Origin of the sequence: Sphingomonas sp. BK036 (genome assembly GCF_004216825.1) — a bacterium.
Taxonomy (GTDB): Bacteria; Pseudomonadota; Alphaproteobacteria; order Sphingomonadales; family Sphingomonadaceae; genus Sphingomonas.
In genome coordinates this window covers 205,756-228,789 of the sequence record NZ_SGXR01000007.1, presented here as the reverse complement: position 1 = coordinate 228,789, position 23,034 = coordinate 205,756, and the positions used below count along the sequence as shown (strand labels likewise).

Genomic DNA, 23,034 nt, shown 5'->3' with positions numbered 1-23,034 from the left:
CTCGATTAGACTCGTCAAGGTGTTTTGTAATGATGACTACAGATAAATCCCGGGCACGGGGTCGGCCCCGACGCTTCGATCCCGAAGAAGCAATTGGTACCGCGCAGCAGCTTTTCCATGCGCATGGCTATGACGCGGTCAGCGTCTCGGACATCACCACCGCGCTTGGGATAAACCCACCAAGTTTTTACGCCGCCTTCGGCAGCAAGGCCGGTCTCTACGCCCGCGTACTCGATCGTTATAACGCGACCAGCGCCATTCCCTTCGCCAATCTGCTGCGGGACGACCGGCCCGTGGGCGCCTGCCTCGCAGCGGTGCTCGAGGAGGCCGCCCGCTATTATACCGCCGACCCAATGGCGAGCGGATGCATGGTGGTGGAGGGCATCCGCGCGAAGGATGTCGACGCGCGCGAAGCTGCCTGTGAGATCAGCCTTGCCGCCGAAGCCGTGATTCGCGACTATATCGCTGCCCGCCATCCGGAAGATGCCCGGCGCCTGACCGACTTCGTCAGCACGACCATGTCGGGACTCTCCGCCAAGGCGCGCAATGGGCATGGGCTGGATCAGCTTCTTGCAACTGCACGTATTGCAGGCTTGGCTCTCGCACAGGTTTTCCCGGCTGCAGATTACGCTAGCGATCCCGTTTGATGCTCAGATGACCCACAATCAGACGCTCACGCCCCTTCCCCCGCTTCCCAACTTCGGACGTTGGTTCATCTTCGAATGACCGATTGTGAAGCCCGGCTACCCGCTCGCGAATGTCGTGATGGGGAAGGAAAGCGGAACGTCCGCTTGCGATCCACATCCGATGAAATCGACCATTGAAAGGGTATCCCAGACGTATCGGTGTTTTGCATCGCCGGGGCTCTCGATTTCCTGCCGTTTTCGGGCTGATGCGAAATCCTTGATTTTTGCATCACGAACGACCGGTTTTCTTAGTGCCAATCAATGATCGGCCAGGCGGCTCCGCGCTGAACGACGCGTCCAAAAAATCGTGACGGCTACTGCTATTGCTCGAAATGGGATGTTCGCAATGGCCTCAGTCCTACCCCGAAAGGCAGTCTCAACCACGAACGCAGCGCTCACGACGAGAAGCCAAATGACGAGAGGATGGGCAAGGAATCGACGTGACACCTCTTCTGCTAACACGCCGCCCCCGCGTGCGCTATTGAGCGAAAGCGGTATGGCCGGAATGGGAAGGAAAGCGGACTTACCCCGTAAGTGCTGACTCCCACCCATTTTCTGTAAGATCGATCTGGTCGATTGCAAAAGCTGTGTCGAACTCCTGCTCCCATGGGAAAACGCCACTCCGATCCGGCCAAACAATCTGAAGGCATGGGAAATCGTCGCTACCGTAAAACCATCGGCTCCAGCCGAGGTGATCTCGGTAGAACCGCTTTGCCACCGGAAAGGCATAGGCAAGCAGGTTTTCAAACGCTCTATCGGTTGGCTCGCCTACCGGCAGTGGTAACCCCGCCTTAGCCTCTCGGAACAACTCCCAGAACACGTCATGGGCTATCTCACGCTTCATGCCGAACATGATCAATTCTGGCTGACCCGTGTTCACCCACAACCCCGTAGTAAACGAGAACCCCGGCCCTTCAGTGTCGCCAAACACTGCGGTATCGAACCAGCCGTGCTCTCGGACCTTGGCTACAAACACTCGCTCGGCATCATCCAGAGCTTCATCAGGCGCGTTCAGGGCGGTTCGCATGAGCGGTAGCTAACCCTCCCGCTGAACGTCCGCAATCATGAAGCGCAACAGCCATCCCGAATGACTTATTCTGGGCGGAAGCGGAATGGCCTAGATGGGGAAGGAAAGCGGCCCGTCTGCTATCAGCGAAAAAACACGGTTAGCGACCGCTTGGCCCTACTATTAACACTACGGCATTCTTCGCAGCTTCTGAAACGGGAGGGTGACGCAAAGCGCTTCTGCAGCGCCGTCCAACGCTGATTATGCCGCTTGATATGCCTTTGGCAATTAGTTCAGCACGCACAGCGTTTTGAGACTGTCTCCTAAACGACAGAGAATCAGATGTTGAACAAAGATATACTGTGCCGCCAGTTAACTGCTGAGCATCAACGGTCACTGCGACGATATCGTTCTTTTCGGCCGTCGATGCGTCATGTCGCAGATAGAATGGACCGCTCGCGATTGGATCAGCATGCACAAGCGTAGGAAGTGCCGCGAGCAGCGCAAGAGAAACTGGAGCCTTCATCGTCGCACCATCCACGATAGTACGAACGACCGCAATCAGGAGGCACCTCGATAACGTGATTGTCCGACACCAGGGGAAGCCGAATGACGGTATGGGAACCAAAGCAGACAGTCGGCCTCCGAAATCGAACAACGGTTAACTACCGTCCGCAAATCCCGCCGCCCAACGTCGAATAGCAGGTCGATCTTCCGGCATCGGGCGCTGCAGCCATGTTCCAGGATGCCAAATAAAACCTGGTTTCTTGGTATGCCTCAAACGATATTCCCACGTTCCTACGTCGCGGGGGGCGTCTGGCTCATCAGACGCGACATGAGCGAAGATCACTGATGGAAAGTTCGTGCTGATGTGTTGAAGCGATCCATAGCGACGTGCTTTATTGATAGCGTATCCATCATCGGGGCAATCGGTCTCAACGTCGAGTGTCTCCCACTCACTGTATGCTGTGATGGCGTATCGAAGTAACGGCGCTTTCATGTCCCCATTTTATTGATACATACTGAGCAATCAATGCTCGGTTTTCTGCAATTCGACAAGGTGCTCAAACGGCGACGGTTTGGCGGAGGCAGAATGGCCGGAATGGAACGGTCAGCGGAAGCTCCTTTGGCTGAAAATGTAGCCTGTCCCGGCGAGAATCGCCCAGATCACGATGGCCGGCGTGATCATGATTATGCCCGCCATCCACCAGTCAAAATCGCTCGGCGGCGCCGAGGGCAGCAGGATCATAGCGGTCGTCAGCAGAATGACCGGCGTCGATATAAGCAGTGCCAGAAGAGACAAGCGTGTCAAAGGCGACCTGACCTTCCCAAGCCAATAGCCCGCGACGGGCGGGACCAGCAGCAAGATTGCCCACGTCAATGCGGCACTGATCGTTTCAGTTATCACGCGGGCGAGAGTGCCAACAGACGGCAATATCCGCTAGTGGGCGGAAGCGGAATGACCGGGATTGAAGGAAACCCGGAACGGCCGGCCTGGAGAGGAAAGCGAACGTTCGCTCTTCACGGAAACTCAGAAAGCAGGCCTGAGAAGCTGACAAGTACGGCAACGAGGTGCGCTGTCGCCAACAAGAAGATCGAAGAAATTTTCGCAGTAACAGTGCGGCCAATCAGTGCGCCGTATAAGGGAAACTGGAGCAGCCCCACGCCCATAGCGACAGGCCCTATTGACCCCTCAAGCTGACTGATGAGGATGCTGAAAGGGAACAGCAGGCGTGCCGTGATGTATGAACCATGCCCGGCGCCACCTGACATGATCGCTGCAAGGATAGCCGGGCCCGTGACGAGGGTTCCAATACCGACCCCGCGCCATGTACCAAGCCGGGTCCGCCGCGCCACTGAATTGGACTGTGCCATCTGTGCAAGATGCCCTGCCAAGCCGATGTTCGCAATCGGCCGGCACCGGACCTACGAGTGGGGCTCGAACCCGCCAAACGCTACGGTCGCTAGTTCCGTCGGTTCCGACAGCGTCAGGTCCCGCGACCAACTTACCGAATTAACGGATGTCCGCAAACGGGAAGCGTAACGGTAGCCGGGAACGGCAAGGATTGGGCGAAAGCGGAATGGCCGTTTTGGGGAGGAAAGCGGACGGGCGGCTTTCGGGGCCGCACTCCGAGAAACCCGCCATCGAACGCGCCCGCCAAATGCATCGGATTTTTGCATCGGCAGATACCTAGCTTTCCTACCGTTCTCGGGCTGATGCGAAATCCGTGACTTTTGCATCAGCGCGCGAATGGCGGGCATTCAATGCCGTGTAGCATCCGCGACCAGCCGTCGCAGATAGGCGGTCGCCATGTCTACGAATGAGCCTTCCGGGGCAAGGAACCCCCCACCAAACCCCCGCGTAGAAGCTCCTTCACAAGCCACCAGTGCCTCGTCTTCGCGCCCCAAGGCGATGAGAGTGGTGACGATACATGGAAGGTAGCTTTCATTGGCTTCGGCCCCATCGCGACATGTGAGTAGGAAGGCATCAAGGGTGTAAGACCGCAGTACATTTTCTAGCTGATCTGTTGCAGCGGCGATCATACGATCGGCGACGACTGCGGAGTCGGTGTGCTCTTCGATATCGAGTTCGGCAAAATACGGTGGACGGCACGTCCAAGCCCCGTTGGCTCGGAAAGAAAGCGGCTGCTCCCGATTTTCGGGCAGACCCACAAGGTCCCAAAAAATAGGGTCGATTGCCATCGGCTTCACCCTAATGACAGCTTTCGTTAAATGCTCGTAAATATAAACACCTGGACTCGCCGCAATAAACCAGCCTGCCTGTTCGCGAAAGATTGACCCGCCAGCCGATTTCCAGCCCGTGTTCCTTGCCTGCGTTCGAAGAGACTTCTCCAACGAACGCCGGTACGCATGACGAGCAGACTCTTCTGCTCGCGTGATCTTCTTCCCTTGAAACTCTGGCATGTCGCTCCCCCATCCGAGGATTGCGGATAAAGCCTATGTTGCGCGCCGGCAAACTACCGCTTGCCCGGCTGGCCTGATGCAAAACTTTTGAATTTTTGCATCAGGAGTGACCGGACCGGGGATAAATCGCGCTGAACGAATGGCAGCTTTCGGGAGCCGTGCTTCGCAACCCGAGCGTCCGACATTGGGTCCAACGTGTCCGACTGGCTGCCTCGCTACGGAGCTTGCGCACGGCTTAGTTCACGCGGGCTAGTTTGACCGATCACGCGCCGGCAGAACGCCGCTGGCCAACCGGGACTGCAGGCTACCGGGTACCCATCGACGCTAACCGTCGCGCCGGCATGAGTAAGGAAGCAGCTTGCTATCCAAGAGAAATTGCGCAGGACTGCGTGGCATGAAGCGCGTGCAACGTCTTGTAATCCTTGGCGGAGGAACCGCGGGGTGGATGACCGCCGCAGCCATGAGCGCCACGTTCGGCGACCTGGTCGAGATCAGCATCCTCGAATCTGACGCAATCGGCACTATCGGTGTCGGCGAAGCGACTATCCCGACGATCCATTGGTTCAACCAGTTGATCGGACTGGACGAGGCGGCGTTCGTCGCGGCGACGAAAGCGAGTTTCAAGCTCGGCATCGAATTTGTCGATTGGGCGCGACCTGGCACGCGGTATTTCCACCCGTTTGGTCGCTACGGCGTCGATCTTGGACCAGTGCCGTTCCACCAGCACTGGCTGCGGGCTAAGGGGGATGGGCTCGATCGGCCGCTTTCAACCTATTCACTCGCCGCGCAGCTTGCCGCCGCCGGCCGCTTCGCGAAGCCCGTGGACGATCCGCGGTCGATCCTTTCGACGCTCGGCTATGCCTATCATTTTGACGCCAGCCTGTACGCCCGCCACCTGCGCCAACTTGCCGAAAAACGCGGTGTCGTCCGACACGAGGGCCTGTTGCGCGACATCAAGCGTGATCCCGACACGGGCTTCGTGACCGCTTTGACGAGCGACCGGGATGAGCGATTGGAGGGCGATCTCTTCATCGACTGCTCGGGCTTTCGTGCCCTGCTTATCGGCGAGACGATGGGCGCGCAGTTCGAGGACTGGTCGCATTGGCTGCCCTGCGACCGCGCAGTCGCGGTGCCGTGCGCGCGCATCGCCGCGACGACGCCGTTTACGCGGTCGACGCTGCGCCCCGCCGGCTGGCAGTGGCGGATCCCGCTCCAGCACCGCACCGGCAACGGCTACGTCTATGCGAGCAGTTTCGTGTCGGACGACGAGGCGGTGGCGACCCTGCTCTCCAACCTAGACGGTGAAGCGCTGGCAGATCCACGGATGCTGCGCTTTACCGCAGGGTTCCGGCGCGAGGCATGGCGCGGCAATGTCGTCGCGATCGGGCTGGCATCGGGGTTCCTCGAGCCGCTCGAATCGACCAGTATCCACCTGATCCAGAGCGGAATCGCCAAGCTTATCACGCTCTTCCCGGACGCCGATTGCGACCCCGTACTGGCGCGTCAGTTCAACACGCTGTTCGCACGTGACATGGACGGCATCCGCGACTTTCTGATCCTGCACTATCACGCCACGCAGGGCCATGACGCGCCGCTCTGGCAACACACTCGTCATATGACGCCGCCTCCCACGCTGGTCGACAAAATGGCGCAATATACGCGCGCCGGACGTCTGATGTTGAGTGCCGACGAACTGTTCCGCGAGGCAAGCTGGCTCGCCGTGCTGGAGGGGCAGGGGGTGGGTGCCTTGGGCCATGCGCCGTTGGCCGATACCCTCGATGCGGCAACAAACCGCCGCCAGCTCGACCAGATCGAGGCGGTCATCGCGCGTGCGGCGCCGACGCTGCCGTTGCATGACGCGGCGATCGCAGCGCTCGTTGCCCCGCAGGTTGCCGCGCGATGACGACGCCCGACGTGCGGGCACGTCGTATCGGTACAGAGGGGGAACCCGTGGTCGTCATCGATCACTTCGTCCCCGATCCCCACGCGCTGAGAGTTTTTGCCGCGACGCAGGATTATGGCCCGGCAGGACGACATTACCCCGGCATCGCCGCGTCGCTTCCCGATAGCTATATGCGCGAACAAGGAGCGCTCATCGCGACGATCGCGAAGCAGGTTTTTGGGATGTCGGCCGGGCTGTCGCTGCTTGAGGCGCGCTTCTCGATCGTGACGATGGCGCCGTCCGCGTTGTCGATCGAACAACGCCTGCCGCACGTTGATGCGATGGAGTCTGGACGGCTAGCGCTGATCCATTATCTCGTGCCCGACGAAACCGGCGGTACCGCGTTCTACCGGCATCGTTCGACCGGGTTCGAGACGATCGACGCCAGTCGCCGCGATCCTTATTTCGCCGCGCTCAATCGGGATCTGGTGAAGCACGGCGCCCCCGAGTCCTATATCGCCGGTGACACGGCGCTGTTCGAACGGATTGCGCGCATCGACGGCGTGTACAATCGGGCGCTGCTGTATCGCAGCAGCCTGCTGCATTCGGGTGAGATCGCGGACGGTGTGTCGTTGGCGTCCGATCCGCAAACCGGACGCCTGACGATCACTGGTTTCTTCGCCGGTTAGCGAGTTCCGGGCGGCTGCACGGCCAGATAGACCGTGCTCCATAATTGCGCCGCGTTCGATTCGTCGACATCGGCTTTGCCCGCGCCGAATGCGACGATGTGGTAGCCGCCGTCCTTGTACGCCCAAGACCAGAGTTCCGATCCGCGGATCGTCCTGCCTGCAGCGACCGCGCGCCACAACGCCGCCTGTGCGGTCCTGAGCCGAGTCCGGGTCGCCGTGGGCATGTCAGTCCGGTGCAACTGGCGTTCAAGCCCCGCCGCCAACAACGCCTGCTGCCACGACCAGACGACTGCGCCGTGATATGCCGCGGGCGTAAAGCGCGCCTGTGCTGCCCCATCGGCGAACGCCGGATTGGCTACCAGCAAGCCAATGTCGGTCATCAGACCCGCCGGGAAGGGCCGCATGATCCCGCCCACAAAGGTATCGAGATCGATTGAGGACGGTCGCCCGAACAACAGCGCGAAGCCCTCGTCCGAATTGACGATCTTCACCGGCGCGCCATCGGCGCCCAAAGACAGCGCATGAAATACGACCGGGGCCTTGCCCAGTGCCGCCAGCGCCGGTGCTGTGGGCACGCCGAGGGTCGCTGCATACCGCCGCACGTCCGCCGCGGCCGTTGCAGCAGGGATCTCGACACGGAACAGCGCGGGCGCCTTTGTCCGCCAGACGTCGGCCATCGTGCCGGCCCGCCCAAACGCCGCGCGATCGTCCGCCGACAGATATCTGTCGAGTAGTCCGGCCTGCACGAGGTGGTCTGCGGCTTCGATCGCCGCGGGGACTAGGGCGGCGTTCACGTCATAGGCGTAGATACCGCGGCCAAGGCCTTCATTGCTGTCGCGCCACTCGCCGGTCATCCGCCCGGGCTTGATCGCAACGAGGTTGCGGGCCGATGGGTCTGCGGCGAACGCACTTGCCTGCGCCAGCACGAAGCGGAGATTGCGAACCAGCGCCGCACCGACCGGCTCGCGGCGCTCTGGCTGGCTCTCGCTTGCTAGCGGCGCGGCCAGATAGGCCAACGCACGTGCCTTGTCCGCCCCGAGCAGATAGTCGGCGGCGACCGGCCCAAGCATGTAATCGTCGTCGACCATGCCATAGTCGAGTTCGGCGGCGTCACCGCTGCGGCCCGCCTTGCGATTGGCGAGGATCGCAAATTCACCAATCCCTTCTTCATGCGCGACTTCGCCGCCAGGCGACAATCGTGCGATGACCGCGTTGAGGCCCGACTCGATCGCGACGGGGTTGAGCGCCGGCATCAGCAGCCGCAACGACATCAGCGTGTCGCGCCCGAAATAGGTATCGAAGCGCCAGGAACCTGCCAGGAACTTCTCCCGGTAGCTGAGAAACGCCAGTGCATTGCGCGCCGCGGGATCGGCGGCCGCCGTCGCATTGAGCAACTCCGCCGCCGGGATCGGGGTCAGCGGTGCGTCGCCGGTTAGGGCCGTGATCGCCAACCGGATCTGCCCGTTCGCGCCGGCAACGATCGCGCCCTGATCGATCCGCCCCTCGACAACCCGCAGCGTCAGTTCATAGCCTGCCGCCCCGTCGAGGCGCTTGCGGCGCCACGTGATCGTGTCCCCGGCGGTTACCGGCGTCGCGGTGAGCTCTTTGGGAAACGTACCGACCGCCTGATAGTCGCGCAGGAAGCGGATATTGGACAACACCGCCTGCTTCGGGACCAACCGCGCCGCATCGGCGGTCGCGACCGCGACGATACCGTGCAGGCTCCCGCGGTTCAGCGGTAGCGGCGCCTGGTCCAGCCGCCAGGTCACGGGGCGTGCGGTGTTCGCGAACCACAGGCCGACACCGCTGTTGCCCGCCGGAAACGCTACCAGGATGCGCGGATCGTCACCGTTGCGCAGTAGGACATGCGCCGCCACCGCCTTGTCGCGGACGAAGGCGTTGAGGTTCTTTCCTTCGGTCAATTGATATGCAAGCTCTGGTCGAGCCGTGATCGGCGCCGCCGCGCAGGTGAGAAGTGCGAGGCCACCTGCCATCGCCGTGCGCGCTATCGTCATCATGATTGTCACTCCGCGAAAAGGGGCGGCAGAACAGTCGCCTGCTCGCCGCCCCGTTTGAACCCCCACATCGTCGGTCGATCAGAATTTTAGCGTGACCGATCCGCCATAGGTCGTGCCGACAATGCCGCGGGCGTAGAAATAGCCATCGGTTACCGCCTGTGTCTGGCCCTGCCGTGGATTGCCCTCGGTCAGGCCAACGACGTTAAAGATGTTGTCCGCGTTGAAATTCGCCTGGATCCGCTCGTTGACGTTAATCGTGATCCCCGCGCTGGTCACGCCGTAGCTGGGCAGCGCGACCCCGTTGCCGGCATCGGCGAAGATGCGCCCGACATATTTGTAGCGGCCGTACACTTCGCCCAGGCCATGCGGCAGCTTGATCGCTGGCGTGATCGTGAACAGCTTGGCGGGCGTCCGTTCAGGGCGGTTGCCTTCGTACTGCGCACCTTGGCTGACGCCGTCGATCTCCAGGTTCAGTAGCTTGGGTTGCTGGAACACGCCCTGGAAATCGACCGAGAACCACGTGATCGGACGGACGTTCACATCCACTTCGACGCCGCGGGTGCGCAGGTCGGCGTTGATGTTCTGCTGTTGCGACGGGTTAGTCGGGTTGGCAAAATTGTAGTTCTGGTTCTTGAAGTTGGTCTGGAAAACAGTCGCCGAGCCGCTGATGAAGCGCTGGTATTGATAGCGGACGCCCGCCTCATATAGCTCGATCGTCGTGATCGGATCGGTGTTGTTGGTCTGGAAACCGTTCGCATAGCGTGCGTAGATCGCGAGGTTGGGCGTGAACTGATAGTTCGCGCCGGCGGTGTACGCTGCCTTCGACTGCGTCCGCTGCGTCCGTGCAAAGGTCCCGTCGAAGGTCGATCCGACCGTGCGGATGAGGCCGGGCACGTTCGGCTGCACCGGCTGGTTCACCGCCGCTGCCTGGCCGTCCAGGAACGTCGCGGAGTCGCGCTCCCAGCGGATGCCGCCGTCGAGATGCAGGTCGCCGATCGACAGCTCGTCATTGGCATAAAACGAGACGGTCGAGTCCTTGCGCGTGCGGATGCCCGCGCCCCAGTCACCATATGAAACCAGGCCGTTGTCGGACAGCGTGCCGACGACGCCGTTTGCCGCGTTCAGCGCGACGATATCGTAGATGTCGCTGTTCGACCGCACGTCGTTGACGACGCTCGCCGTCGCCGACTGGTCCTGCTCGCGCGTCACGTCGTAATACATCGCGCCGACGGTCAGCGAGTTCTTGAACCCGCCGCTCTCATATTCCCACGTGCCGCCGCCGTTCAAACCAAAATCCTTGCCGTCGATGTAATCGTGGTTGAGCGTCGTGCGCTGGAGAAAGCCATTGCCGTTCAGCGCATTCAGATCCGCAGTCTGGTTGCTACCCAGCACGGTGCCGGTCCGCAGGTTGCGGATGCCGAACCGCGTCGCGGTCGGGAACGCCGTTCGACCCGCGGTCAAAAGGTCGTTGATCGGCGAACCGGCGCCGGGCGTCAGATAGTTGACGGCGCTGGTCAGACCGGCGTTTCCGGTGCCCGAGCCGGGGAACAGGCCGTTGAAGTCGTACGAGTATTTCAGGTAGCGACTGTGCAGGAACAGGTTGACGCTGTCGCTGACCGGCGTTTCCATGTCGATGCGGAACTGAGCAGTCTTCGACTTGATACCATCCTGATAACGGAATTCGCGGAAGCCGCTTGGATGCGCGAAGGTCGAGACCGGGACCTGGATGCTCTTGAATGCATCACCGCCGACATTGCCGAACTGAGTGCTGAGGCTTGGGATACCGCTCGGCTCGCCATCGGTGAAGCGGTACGGCTGATCCGCGTAATAGGCATTCTCGATATCGCCGCCCTTGGCCGAGATCCGGATATAGCCACCGGCCTCGGGGCGATATTCCAGCGCGCCCTTGATGCGCCAGCCGCGATAGTCGAACGGGTTGTCGCGCACGCCGGGGCTCGACTGGAAATAGCCGCCCACGTTGAATGCCAGCTTGTCGGTGATAGGCGACGACAGGTAGACTTCGCCACGCTTCTGGCCGTAATTGTAGTAGCTGCCGCGCGCCATCGCTTCGGTACGCGTGAAGTTCGGCGTCTTTGAGATGAAGTTGATCGTCGCGCCGGCACCATTGACGGTCAGCACGCCCGACGAGCCGCCTTTCACCGCTTCGAGGCGATCGATGGTCAGGTCCTGGTCGAAGAAGAAATCGGCACCGCCGCCGCTGTACAGGATCGGCATCCCGTCCTCTTCCAGCTGGATGAAGCGCTGGCCGCCACCTTGCAGACCGCGCACCGAGTAATTGTTGGATACGGCGCCCGCGGTCGACTCGACGAAGATGCCGGGAATCAGTTCGAGCATGTCGGCGGTTGACCGCGGAGCCTTGCGGTCGATATCAGCACGCGACGCTAACGTAATATCAGCTGACGATGTTATTAGAGCTCGATTACGGGTTGTTTGCCCCGTGACGACTATGTCCGCGTTCTCCTCAGAGGCGCTCACCGCAGTTGGGGCGGTTGTATCCTGCGCAACTGCGGTTGATACTTGAGTTGTCGAGCGGGGCGGCGCCATAACCCCAGTCGCGAGCACAGCCGTGCGGCCATTGAATGACACGATCTTGAGACCTGAGGCGCTAGCGATCCGGCGGAGGCCGTCGGCGACTGCAAGATTGCCCTTGATTGCGACGATCCGTCGACCGCGCGTAGCGTCTTCAGGCGCAATGATCTGAATGCCCGCCTGGCGTGCGAATGCGACGATACCGGTCGATGCAGACTGCGCGGCGACATCAAAGTTTCGGGTCTGTCCGAAAGCAACTGCTGGCGATGCGGCAACCGCGACGCTGGTCAACATAAGGCCCATATAGAACTGCGAACGCATTATAATCCTCCCCTTACGATCTGCCGACCGCGTCTTTTGCGCGTCTGCAGGAGAAGATGCGTCGCACTCCCGTTTCCGTCAGGATTTGCGAGATTTATTTTACGATCCGTAAATCAGTGCCGTCCCTCTCGATCTTCGCACCCGTCATCATCGCAGCCGCGCGTGCGAATCCGTCCAGATCATCGGTGCGAAACCAACCCACGATCCTGCGGTCGGCGAGTTGTGTATCGACGGATAATTGTCGCCTATTGTACCGGTTGAACTCGGCTGCAGCGTCGCCAAAAGTCATACCATCGAGTATGATTTCACCCTGTCGCCATGCTAATGACTCGGCGGGCTTCGCATTTGCGACGACGGTTTCGGCGGTACCGGACACATCTGCTACGCTAGCTTGCTTGCCAGCGCTTAACATGACGAAGCGTTCCGGGGCAGCAACTGACCAGACTCGAACACGCCCTTCCGTTACAGTCACTTCAGCGCGGCCCAGATAACGGCGAACCGCGAAGGCCGTCCCAACCGCACGAACCCGGACGTCGCCTGCAGAGACCACAAACGGTCGAGCATGATCCTTTGCTACCGCGAACCAGGCCTCGCCATCGTCAAGCGCTACCGACCGCTGCTCCGGCGTCATTCGAACGCGAGTGCGGCTAGCGGTGTTGAGAACGATGGTTGATCCGTCTTCAAGCTTGGCTAGACGGCGTTCACCGACAGCCGTTTCTATCCCCATACTGCCGTGTGTTTCTAGCCAGACCACGCCTACGGCCGCGGCAGCAACCGCTAAGGCCCCGCTGACCGTCAGTACTAGCCGACGAGAGAATAACGGTCTCGCTACTATGCGGGCATCGGCCGCGTCCAACCCACTCCAAACAGCACGAGCACGCAGCAAGGCACCAACGTGGCGCGGATGTTCTGCACACCAACGGTCGACCTCGAATGCCAAGTTCGCATCGTCTGGTGCGCGATCCAGCCGCGCGACCCACCGCGCTGCAGCAACGTCGATAGCGTCAGGATGGTCGCGCATTGCGGTTCCTTTCGTTTCGCGATGGCAAGTCTGCCCTGTCATCTGTTGAAAGGCCACCAAGGATAATTTTTAATCCCCGTGCCAGATCGTTTTCGACGATCATCTCAGTCACGCCCAATGCTTCTGCGATATGGCGCTGCGATAGTCCTTCGACTTTTCGCATGCGAAAAATGGTTCGGCTTCGCTCTGGAAGCGCGGCTAGAAGATGTTCGACTTTCGCTAATAGTCCCCGCCCTGCGACGATACGTTCAGGTGACAGATGGTCGGCAGCTAGTGCAAGTTCGAGATCGGCAATGGTTCCAACGGCCTCGATACGCACGACGCGAGCCCGGCGTAGCTCGGTCAGGACCACGTTGCGTGCTGTCTGAAACAGATAACGACGCGGATCCTCTACGCGCTTGAAATCTGCCAACGCGGCCAACCGGCAATAGGACTCCTGGACGACATCATCTACATCAATGCCGGGAAATCCGGCCCGGAGCCACCGTCGCAATTCGGGCTCGTGCGGCAGAATCTGCCGGGCAACCCAGTTTACGAGTTCAGTAGTTACGTGCCTCATTTTGCTCCTGACCACAGCATAGATGCATGGCCGCGATATTTCCGTCACGATTTTACCGAGCGAGAACCAAATTTGTGCTCCCATCATTCGATGGCGCCGGCTGTGGATCGGCGCCGAAAGCTCGGCTCTGGCAAAGTATCGCTAAGCCATCGGAACTGCGTTGAAACTTACATGGTAGGGGACTACCGATCGGAACCCCTCCCTGACCGGCAATTTTCAAAAGATTGCAGTCAACTACTTCCCTAGCAGCAGGGTCTCGCTTTTCGACGCCGATTTACGAACGGGCGGTTTAAGGCGCTTCGAGCCAACATGGCGCGGGGTCGGGATTGGAACCCTCGTCACGGGGCCAGCGATCCTTGCAGCGATCATGTCAGGTGGCGCCGGGCACGGTTCCTACGTCACGGCACGCGTGCTCTTCCCTTTCAGCATGCTCCTTAGTCAGCTTGAGGGGGCAATAGGGCCTGTCGCTATGAGCGTGGGGCTGCTCCAGTTTCCTTTGTACGGGGCACTGATTGGCCGCACTTTTGCTGTGAAAACCTCTTGGACCTTCTTGTTGGCGACAGCGCACTTCGTTGCCGTACTTGTCTGCTCCTCTGATCTGCTCTCTGAGTTGCCGTAAAGAGCGAACGTCCGCTTTCACACCTGCCGTACCAGAAAGCCGCCAGTCCCCTTACGCCCAAGAGCGGACATTGATCAGTTACAGGTGGGCTGGCCCTTTTCGCAAGCTGCTAGGGCGTCGCACGCGAGCTGGTCGAGCCACTCATTATCTGACGGTTCAGTCCAAGGCTTTAGCACATCCACTAAGGCCGGATCAGCAACCAATGCAGCGGCCTCAAAAAGGGGCATGATCGCCCATTCGCCAGACAACGCTTTCAGGACGAGCGGTAGCGCCAGATCTCGATCGCGCCTTGCAATACCGACGAGCGCCTCTGCTCTCACGACGTCGTTTTCGTCGTTCGCGGCCGATAGCAATGCCTCGCGAATTTCCGGCGTATCTGCGCCCTCTGACGCAAGGAGCATCGTCGCCCAATCACGGTTAGATGGGTCGTCGTCCCGCGTCATCGCGATGAGTTGCCGCATGTTCACGTCAGCAAAGTCCGAGCCTGAAAGCGGCACTTCCTCGGCAACTACCGCCTTCAAAAAGTCGGAATCAGGCTCATAACGGTCGGTCATCGACTTAGCATATCACTAACGGCAAACGGCAGCTAACCTCCAAACCAGACATTGCCGCGACGGAGACACACTCCGCCACGACCAAGCCAATCCCGCTGCTATGCTGTATTCCGCCGCACTCGATGCGGCGATGTACCCCGGCGATACCCCGTCTTAAAACGCCCACAACCAGACGTTCAAAGGCGCCTGGCCGCTTCCCGACTTCGGACACCCGTTCATGTCGAACTTAGCAGCGGGCGACGGCCTAGATTAGCAGAGCGAATAGCGCGGAAGGGGTGGGAAGCAGTCGATCACGCGACGGATGGGTCAGCGGGCAGAGCAATAACATTTTCCGCACCGAACAAGTCAAGAACCTTTGCCAGCGCAGCCTGGCTGAGCACCTGCGTAAACAGGAGCGCCAGCCTCCGCTTCGGACGCGAGCAGGCCACGTAGAAAAGGTTACGATTGCTCTCAAAGGAGGCCGTCTTGTCTCCAGGAGGTCCCGGATCAAGCCATTCCAACATTTGACCAAAGTTATACTTGTTCCAACCGCGACCGACGATAACGAGGACGTTCTCGAACTCAGCTCCCTTAACCCCGTGCTTTGTCGCGAACGGCGTGTGGCCGTCAATGAAGGCATCCACCGCCATCAGCTCCGCATAGGAAACGTCGCGGAGCCTCCGTAGCTGGGTCACCCTGCGCGGCTCGTTTTCCGTAGGAACATCTCCCACTGCAGCAAGCCGATTTTCGCGATCGATAACCGCTTCGGGAACGCGCATGTGCCCCTGCGCCCGCATGAAGTCGATCACCTGTCCAATGGTCCCGCTATGCCTGAGCTCGATGAGCTCTTGGAAAGACTGGGACCACGCCGCCTTGTCTTTATGACGGCGGATGCTTGGGTGACCGGCGTCGAGGCATCCGAACATCTCGCCGTAGCGCTGCGCTTGGAAGGCGGCGCATGCTGGCTCCACCTGATCCGCGAGGAACTTGATGTGCGGATCTTCCTTCTTCAGCCACGGGTCGTTGAATTGACCGTAGATCTGCTGGATCGTCGGATAGCCCTGCTCCCGTGCGAGGACGCTATGGCTGAGCATCAAGATCTTCGTCCGCTCGACCGCGAAATCCCAGCCTTCGCCGATGAGCCTGCCCTTGAGATGGTCGAAGTAGGCGCGGGCCGCCTCGGCGCTCGTATCTCCAGTCCAGTGCCCGCCCCCCTGACCCGTGCGCCGCTGCCCCGGCCAAGCGTTGGTATGGAAAAGCCGCGCCTCGCCCGGCGCGTCGGCGTCGCTCGGGATCTGCGGAAGCGCAGGCCTCATGCGGTTTAGCACCGAAACGATGGGTCCTACCGACCGGAAGTTCGCGTTCTTGTCTATGACTTGGAGCGCGGCGTGCTCAACCGCTCCGCATCCGTCGCCATAGATCTTCTGCCAGTGGTCACCGAAGAGTCCCACGACCGGGCCGGTTCCGGTGTCGAGGAAGTGCTGCTTCAGAGCGTTCACGAAGCCAGCGTCCGTATCCTGATACTCATCTATAAGGAGAACCGGAAAGCGCGCGGTCATCACGGCCCGGAACTTGGGCCGGGCGAGTAGTGCGGTCATGAGCGTGAGCACGTCCTCGTGCCGCAGCGTCAATTCCGCTTCGGTCACCCTAGGATAGCCGAGTTCGTATTGGATGGTCCGGACACCAATTTCGGCGACATCCGCCTCGGCGAGCCGGTCGGCCCAGCCTTCGAGCGTCGGTACTAATGCACGAATTTCTGGCTGAAAGTCCTGCAACAGCGACCAGCAGAAGCCGTGAATCGTCTCCGGCCGCACAGCGGGATGCGCCTGGACGCGGGACGCGATCTCGTCCTTCGCGACGTTCGTGAAGGTAATGCAGCCGATCTGCTGCCGGTTGCGCATGAGCTCGGAACCGCGCAGTGCGAGCAGCCTGCGGAGGGCCTTCTCCAGCGAGTAGGTCTTGCCCGCACCGGCACCGGCCTCGAGACGAAAGCTACGCCCTTCGTCAAAGCATGCAAAAACGCGCTCCAACGCGGCGCGGCCGGCAGCGTCAGCCGGGCTCTCCCCATCAGCCATGGGCCGGCTGTCCGTGGTCGGCAACGTCTATGCCGATCACCTCAGCGACCAGCTCCGCCGCCACCGCGTCGGGCGGAAGAACCGGAGCGGGATTTCCCGCGGCGAGCCACCGCAAACCCTCGGCGATATATCTGGGCGTCCTCCAAGCTGTGCTTTCGATAGCGTGCTCGAGGGCGAAGCTAGACTTTTTCTGCTCGGCCGCATGCTCGTAAGCGAGCGCCGCTCGATCGCCCCCGCCGAGTTCGAACAGATCCGGGTTCGCGAGGATGAACGCGTCCTCGAAGCTCCGGGCGGAGGGGCCGCCATCCTGTTCCGGGATCTGATAGGCCAGCCGCCTGCCGCCGCTTGTCTTCTCGTCAGCTGTCTTCGCCAGAAGCTGCGCAGGCGAGACATCGGGCGCGAACCAGTCCTTGATACACGCATTACTAGTGAAGGCCCCCTGCGCCACCGGGACCGCGACACGCTTATTGTTGGCATTGGGAGCCACGGAGTCGATGTCGGTGATGACGAGCGTGCGCAGCTCGAGGAAGCTGAGAAGATCGTAGAACCGGTGCGCGTACGCGCCGCCGACCTCCATGACTGTCAGGTATTGACTGCTGAGCTGCGGCTGCCCGGCCGCCGTCTCGTCAGTCTTTCGGATCATGGACGGAAGCAGGAGCCGCTCCGACGTGCCCTCAATCAGGATCGCCTTATCGGCGAAGAACAGGTCACAACGCGAGAGCGTGAGATACTGGTGGAGAAATTCGCGCACCGCCGGCTCGGCACCCGCCATGCCCTGACGCAAATCCTTGACGAGCGAACGGCGCACTCCCTCGCCATCGGCGACGGAGAGAAAGTAGCGGAGACTCTCGAACCTTGCTTCGTTCGCCATGTGTGGGGAGTGCGTCGTCACGACGAACTGCACCGGCCACGGTTGGTCGGCGTTCAGCTGCGCCACGAACGCGGCCGTGACCCGCTCAAGCTGACGGATGAAGACCTCCTGCATCTGAGGGTGGAGGTGCGCCTCCGGCTCCTCGATGAAGATGAGGTGGACGCCGGCTGAGGTCGGCATTGCCTGATATTCTCGAAAGAAGCTCAACAGCTGCAGGAGCATGTAGACGAGGTTCCTGGTCCCAAGACCGCTGTAGGTCTCAGGGAGCGTCATACCGTTGACGCCCCGATACCTGACTTTCGTGTGGTCTTTGAGAAGCTTGTTCACGTCGAAGCTCGTCTCAGTCACGAGTCCGGGATCCGACAACCCGGGGTATCCGAACAGGTCGAACGTCGGCAGCAGCGAGGTCAGACCCGAGTTGAAGCTATCGTGGACGTCGCCTTGGATCGCCTCCACCACTTCCTTGAGCTGCTCTGCGGTCGTCCGTCTTTCGGGATTGATGTCATCAGTCAGGGCCGACTGGAACAGCACCTCGACGACCTTACCCAAGACATCACGCTCACGAATGGTGTCGTCGTCGAGACCGCGTTGGGCGTTGATAAAGCCGACCCCAACCAGCGTCGTAAGCAACTTGGTCTCGAGCGACTTGCGGTTGGTGGCATCGTTGGGATCAACGGCCTCCAGCGTTCCCACATAGGCGGTGGGGAGCCGTTGGCCGAGATTCCTGTAGAAACGGGAGCGGTCGTTCGCCGCATCCTCCAGCGGGACCAAATGGTCAGCAAAAAACGTCTCGGGTGCCGTAGCCTTTGGGCCGAACCGAAACTCCAGGCGAGCCTCGTGGCAGTCGTCGTTGAGGTCGATGATGCAGTTGCCCAGCGGCCCGAGATCCGGAGCGTCCGTGTCGTACTCGATGTCGAGGACCAGCCGGATCGATGGCAGCTGCTCCCAAGCGTCGGCGGACTGCGGGTCAGCGCGGTAGGCCTGCAGCGCCTGCCAAAAGCTCTCCTGGCACCCCAGCGAGAAGTCCTCAAGCCGTAATGCCAGACTGCCGCCGGACAGGATTCGCCGGAACAGCTCTGCGATTGACGTCTTCCCGCTATTGTTCCGCCCGACGATCAGCGTCGTGCGTGCCTCGAACCCAAATTCTACATTACGGAGAAGTCGGAAGTTCTCGATCCTGGCTCGCACTATCCGCATTCTCATCCCCCAAGCATTCCGTCGCCGAAGCACTAATAGACTTGCCAGTGCATTCGGCATACCTCGGTTTACAGCCGAGGACATCCTCGACATGTCGATGGTTTAAGCTGGGTCTTCCAAGCGTCGATCCATTGAAGGAAAAACATTCGCTCGCATATCGTGATCGACCCAGAAACGGTCACTCGCGGTCACAAGTCCGCGCCCCAACTTCGCCCATTTGTTCAAGTGCGTGAAACGGCTCAACGTGCGCTGCAGCCTCATGACGCGTTCGCCAGCTCCCGCGCAAGATAATCGTTGAGCACCTGAATCCGGAGCGGTCGCAGCGGGCTTGGCGGCATGACGAGGTGAAGCCTTAGCGGGTTCACCGACCATTCCGGCATCGCGACCGCCAGCTTGCCATCGCGCACTTCACGCCAGACCAGGAACTTGGGCCGCATCGCGAGCCCTTGCCCCCCAAGAAGGGCCGGGTTCAGCAGATCGGCGTTGTCTGTCTAGAGGCGCACCTGCGGCTCGATTGTCTCCTCTCCGAACGTTGGATGCGTGAAGCGCCAAATCTTGGATGCACTGCCCGTATAGGCCCGCGCGCGATGCCAGCTCAGCTCGGCCGGACCTGCTCGCCTTCATCAAAGGCTGATCCACGGCGAAGCATGGGGAGGTTGGACGCCTTTGCGTTTATCTTCGTCGAAGCCGGGCTATACCATACGGATGACGATAGAGGATTCAGGTCGAGGCCCGCTCCTGCGTGCCGGAACGCGGGAGCAGGCGCCCACCCGCGCGATCTTGGAGCAGGCTGGCAACTGCTGCGCCTTTCCGGGCTGCGAGCACCGCAGCTATCTCGAGATCGCACACATTCGCGCCGTTTCCGCCGGAGGGCCACGGTACGATCCGGCTCGCCCGACGGGAGCGGGCACAGCGAACCTTATCCTTCTCTGCGCGTCGCATCACCGCCTCGTCGATGCCGAACCGCATCGCTACTCGGCCGACTTCCTGCAGAAGCTCCGTTCGGACGCCCTTGCGTCGGCGGCCAAAAAACGGCTCGGGCAGGCCGGCTCGGGCGGACAGCAGCAGGCGCTGGGTCTCCAGGCGTCGAGCCTCGCCGAGGCGCTGCAGGTCTGGCATCAGCGGGCCGGCAACGAACCCGAAAGCTTTTGGCACAAGCTGTTCGTGGACGTTCCGGAACTGCTGGCGCTCGCCGTCCCGGGCGACACGGTCCAGTACGGCAGCAAATGCTATGTCGGCGGAAAGGTTGTGCGGAACGTCGACGGCAACGTGGTCGACTTCCTCTACCAGAGCAGCACAATGCTCAGCGTAACGCTGGTGGAGATCAAGCGGCCCGACGCGGAGCTGATCGGCTCCGAGTACCGCCACATGCACGCGCCGAGTGCCGAGTTGATCGGGAGCGTCATGCAGGTGCTCGGCTACCGCGACACGCTTCAGAAAGACTACTACTCGCTCACGCGCGATCCCGATGCGCGTGCGATGCGGGTGTTCAATCCGAAGGCGCTAGTCGTCATCGGCGACCTCGAGGCAGAGGTTCTCGACGAATCGCAGCGGAGAAGCTTTGAGCTGTTCCGGAACAGCATCGCTAACGTCATCGTCCTCACCTTCGATCAACTCTTCGGCAAGGTGCGCCAGACCGTCGACCTGATCGAGCAGGCAGTCTCGATGCGGCAGGCGTAGCCGGTGGGGCGGCGCAATCTGGCATCGGTCGGCTTCCATCGTGACTTCTTTGCCGGCTTGCTCTTTGAGCACACCCGACCAAACTTATCGTGCGTGACGGGGTGCGCGTTACCCGAGGACGCCGCCATCCCGAGTAGATACGCCTGATGGAATTAGTTGATCCAGAATTCACCGGCCTTTTCACACCGTCCGACGAGGGAGAATATCGCGTCCTCGCCTTCTCCCCCGCCGTCCGGCCTACGCAAGGGCGACCAGCGACGCCCGCCATGACATTGAATCAATACCAGAGCTTCGAGGCGGGGCGCGTCCTCCTAGGCGGCCTCCTTGAGATGGAGGAAGCCTACGACGTGACCATGGGCAACTATCTCGAACTCGAAGAGACGGTCCTCCGGCTGTCCGCCCTCGAACTTGCCCAGCGTCGGCGCGACGACCATTTTGATACCGCCCGCCGATCTTGCCATCGCGCGCTTGCGAACCTTCTATCCGCCTCTCGCGCGTTCCAAGACCACAGCCAACGCCTCGCCTCCTCCATCGGCGGCAGCGAAAACGACAGCGATCTGAATGCGATCAAGACTGGTTTTAGCCGCGCCTACGACGGCGCGCTGGGCTATCGCTTCATGAGTGCGCTGCGCAACCATGCGCAGCATTACGGGGTGTCGGTCTCCGGCGTCGCGCACATGCGGGCGGCAACCGGATCGAGCCCGGAGAGCGAACGGCACCACGTCACGGTCACGCCCTACCTTCTGCTCTCGGAGCTTCGGATGAACGGGAAGTTCAAGACGTCCGTTCTCGACGAGACGGATGCCATGGCTCGAGAAGGATCGAACGGCGAGACCATCATCCCCATCATTCCGATGGCAAGAGAATACATTGCCGGTCTGTCGTCCGTGATGGCGGCCATTCGCAGGCTCTATGCGGATCGAGAGACGGCGGCGCTGAACATGCTCTATTCAGCCTTCTACCACTACAGCGGCTGGTTCACGAAGGGCGCGCCGGTCGGCATGCATGTTGCATCTGCGTCGGCCAAAGACGGGCCGGCGACCTATTTCGGAGCCGATGCCCATTTCAAGACGCTGAAGCTCCGGGATGTGAACGTCGAACTGGATCTTCTGACCGGAACGGACATTCGTCAGTAGGGCGGGCCAGCGCATCTATCCGTAAAACACGACGTCCAGCCATTGGCCCGAAGCGACGACACCTATCCGGCACCGAGTTCCACCGGAGCGAAACTCCGGCTCCCGACAACCATAGGCATCACTTCGCCACCGGCGCCCCTATCGACAGCGTCGGCACGAACCCCTTCTCCCTGTTCTGGTCATAGATGAGCATCTCGAGATCAGCCTTCGGCATCCAGATCCGTCCCGTCTCGACGGCGAGCGATGCCGGCATCACCGGGAAAAGGTGGATCACCTGACCCTCGCCGTGCTGCGCCTTGATCTCGTTGTAGACCTCACGGAGCGTGGTGCGGAAAACCGACAGATCCTCAGGCTGGCGGACGACGTCGTTGCCGGGCTTCGCTATCGTGATGGTCCAGATAGCGGCATCGTCACCGAGCACCCTGGTGATCCGATCGTCGTTCACGGTCGCACTCACCGCGATCTTCAGTGCGATCCTCCCCGACGCGTCAGCCTCGGGACGCGACACGAGGAAGTCGAGGACCGGCCGGTCTCGCTGCCAGTTCCATGTCGCCGTCGGCTCGCGGTGGCGGTTGTGCACGGTTATCGGGACGATCTCGTTAAGCAGACGGCCAAGCTCGATCAGCAGTGGCTGCGGAGCGAGCGCGAAGACGCTGAGATGACGGATCTCCTGCCGCTCGATCCGCCCGCCGATCCTATCCGCGAACAGCCGGTCGAGGTTCTTCCGCTGCAGCTCCCAGAACTCCGGCTCGTCATCCTTGATCGCCTGGTTGAGCATCTCGAGATCGATCGTCTGGCTGGTGGCCGGATGCCGGTCGGGCGGCATGGCGGCGAAGATCGCCTGCGTCGACACGAGCGCCTCGTGGTTGCCGATGGATGCACCGAAGCGGAGGACGTGAGAGGCGTATTCCTCGCTGATGCCGGTGTTCGTGGCGATGCGCGTCTCGTGGGCATCCTTCATTGTGTGGAGCAACTCGACCGGGTGCCCCTCCTCATCCTCGACGTCGATGAGCTTGTGATGCCTTCCACATAGCAACATCAGATTGCTCAGCTCCTTCGCGAGTTTCGGCGAAAGGACCTTGTCGCCCCGGGGACCGTCCTCGCTATCGCCGACAATGTGGGCGATGTAGCCGAACAGCGCGTCCCGCTTCCCGGAAATCAGATCTCCGACCAGGTTTTCGTTGCAGCCGCGATACTCGCATCGCCCACCGGCGAGCGCCCACAGGGCGGCGGCGATCTTCTGAGGGGGCTTCGTCTTCGCCATTC

General features: G+C 61.0%; 18 protein-coding genes. 5 read left to right on the top strand and 13 right to left on the bottom strand.

The features are described from left to right. The first annotated feature begins 29 nt into the window (after nucleotides 1-29). Nucleotides 30-647 carry a TetR/AcrR family transcriptional regulator gene (locus EV283_RS16895; RefSeq protein ID WP_207223172.1) on the top strand — a complete coding sequence of 206 codons (618 nt, stop codon included), beginning with the start codon at nucleotides 30-32 and terminating at the stop codon, nucleotides 645-647. 562 nt (nucleotides 648-1,209) lie between these two features. Here the strand turns inward: EV283_RS16895 and EV283_RS16890 are convergent. From EV283_RS16890 to EV283_RS16875, 4 genes are all read right to left on the bottom strand, one after another. After that, the gene (locus EV283_RS16890) at nucleotides 1,210-1,713 is read right to left on the bottom strand and encodes a DUF4262 domain-containing protein (protein ID WP_130327332.1); all 504 of its coding nucleotides are present in this window, start codon (nucleotides 1,711-1,713) and stop codon (nucleotides 1,210-1,212) included. Between the two features lie 1,090 nt (nucleotides 1,714-2,803). Next, nucleotides 2,804-3,100, bottom strand: a complete 297-nt coding sequence (locus tag EV283_RS19350; RefSeq protein ID WP_130327330.1) for a hypothetical protein — start codon at nucleotides 3,098-3,100, stop codon at nucleotides 2,804-2,806. Between the two features lie 113 nt (nucleotides 3,101-3,213). Next, entirely contained in the window at nucleotides 3,214-3,567 is a 354-nt protein-coding gene (locus EV283_RS16880; protein WP_130327327.1) for a hypothetical protein, read from the bottom strand. A 387-nt stretch (nucleotides 3,568-3,954) separates the two neighbouring features. Further along, nucleotides 3,955-4,617 carry a hypothetical protein gene (locus EV283_RS16875; RefSeq protein ID WP_130327325.1) on the bottom strand — a complete coding sequence of 221 codons (663 nt, stop codon included), beginning with the start codon at nucleotides 4,615-4,617 and terminating at the stop codon, nucleotides 3,955-3,957. A gap of 394 nt (nucleotides 4,618-5,011) precedes the next feature. On the opposite strand from EV283_RS16875, the gene EV283_RS16870 reads away from it, so the two are divergent. Further along, complete coding sequence (locus EV283_RS16870) at nucleotides 5,012-6,520, top strand: tryptophan halogenase family protein (RefSeq protein ID WP_130327323.1); 1,509 nt, start codon at nucleotides 5,012-5,014, stop codon at nucleotides 6,518-6,520. Then, complete coding sequence (locus EV283_RS16865) at nucleotides 6,517-7,188, top strand: DUF6445 family protein (RefSeq protein WP_130327321.1); 672 nt, start codon at nucleotides 6,517-6,519, stop codon at nucleotides 7,186-7,188. The genes EV283_RS16870 and EV283_RS16865 overlap by 4 nt, the downstream gene beginning before the upstream one ends. On the opposite strand, the gene EV283_RS16860 is transcribed toward EV283_RS16865, so the two are convergent. The 8 genes from EV283_RS16860 to EV283_RS16825 all read right to left on the bottom strand — a co-directional run bounded on the left by EV283_RS16860 (nucleotide 7,185) and on the right by EV283_RS16825 (nucleotide 19,428). Beyond that, nucleotides 7,185-9,206 (bottom strand): hypothetical protein, encoded by a 2,022-nt coding sequence (locus EV283_RS16860; protein ID WP_130327319.1) that lies wholly within the window; start codon nucleotides 9,204-9,206, stop codon nucleotides 7,185-7,187. The two genes, EV283_RS16865 and EV283_RS16860, sit on opposite strands and share 4 nt — an antisense overlap. Nucleotides 9,207-9,284: 78 nt before the next feature. Continuing rightward, nucleotides 9,285-12,050 (bottom strand): TonB-dependent receptor, encoded by a 2,766-nt coding sequence (locus tag EV283_RS16855; RefSeq protein ID WP_242616039.1) that lies wholly within the window; start codon nucleotides 12,048-12,050, stop codon nucleotides 9,285-9,287. Between the two features lie 121 nt (nucleotides 12,051-12,171). Further along, nucleotides 12,172-13,098: a FecR domain-containing protein gene (locus EV283_RS16850; protein WP_165391821.1), complete on the bottom strand. Its 927-nt coding sequence runs from the start codon at nucleotides 13,096-13,098 to the stop codon at nucleotides 12,172-12,174. Beyond that, entirely contained in the window at nucleotides 13,082-13,744 is a 663-nt protein-coding gene (locus EV283_RS16845; protein ID WP_242616036.1) for a sigma-70 family RNA polymerase sigma factor, read from the bottom strand. Before EV283_RS16845 ends, EV283_RS16850 begins: the two co-directional genes overlap by 17 nt. A gap of 606 nt (nucleotides 13,745-14,350) precedes the next feature. Then, nucleotides 14,351-14,830: a HEAT repeat domain-containing protein gene (locus EV283_RS16840; RefSeq protein ID WP_130327313.1), complete on the bottom strand. Its 480-nt coding sequence runs from the start codon at nucleotides 14,828-14,830 to the stop codon at nucleotides 14,351-14,353. Nucleotides 14,831-15,120: 290 nt separating this feature from the next. Beyond that, on the bottom strand, nucleotides 15,121-16,884 hold the full coding sequence (locus EV283_RS16835) for a UvrD-helicase domain-containing protein (RefSeq protein ID WP_130327311.1): 1,764 nt from the start codon (nucleotides 16,882-16,884) through the stop codon (nucleotides 15,121-15,123). Further along, a complete protein-coding gene (locus EV283_RS16830; protein ID WP_130327309.1) occupies nucleotides 16,877-18,952 on the bottom strand; it encodes an ATP-dependent endonuclease in 2,076 nt (691 codons plus the stop codon). Before EV283_RS16830 ends, EV283_RS16835 begins: the two co-directional genes overlap by 8 nt. 257 nt (nucleotides 18,953-19,209) lie before the next feature. Further along, nucleotides 19,210-19,428 (bottom strand): LysR substrate-binding domain-containing protein, encoded by a 219-nt coding sequence (locus tag EV283_RS16825; RefSeq protein WP_347400227.1) that lies wholly within the window; start codon nucleotides 19,426-19,428, stop codon nucleotides 19,210-19,212. A 229-nt stretch (nucleotides 19,429-19,657) separates the two neighbouring features. Here EV283_RS16825 and EV283_RS16820 point away from each other — a divergent pair, with 229 nt between their 5' ends. Together EV283_RS16820 and EV283_RS16815 are read left to right on the top strand one after the other, a co-directional pair. Continuing rightward, complete coding sequence (locus EV283_RS16820) at nucleotides 19,658-20,632, top strand: Shedu anti-phage system protein SduA domain-containing protein (protein WP_130327305.1); 975 nt, start codon at nucleotides 19,658-19,660, stop codon at nucleotides 20,630-20,632. A 146-nt stretch (nucleotides 20,633-20,778) separates the two neighbouring features. After that, nucleotides 20,779-21,768: a hypothetical protein gene (locus tag EV283_RS16815; RefSeq protein ID WP_130327303.1), complete on the top strand. Its 990-nt coding sequence runs from the start codon at nucleotides 20,779-20,781 to the stop codon at nucleotides 21,766-21,768. 118 nt (nucleotides 21,769-21,886) lie between these two features. Here EV283_RS16815 and EV283_RS16810 read toward each other — a convergent pair whose 3' ends face one another. Continuing rightward, nucleotides 21,887-23,032 (bottom strand): SAVED domain-containing protein, encoded by a 1,146-nt coding sequence (locus tag EV283_RS16810; RefSeq protein ID WP_130327301.1) that lies wholly within the window; start codon nucleotides 23,030-23,032, stop codon nucleotides 21,887-21,889. Between the last annotated feature and the right edge of the window lie 2 nt (nucleotides 23,033-23,034).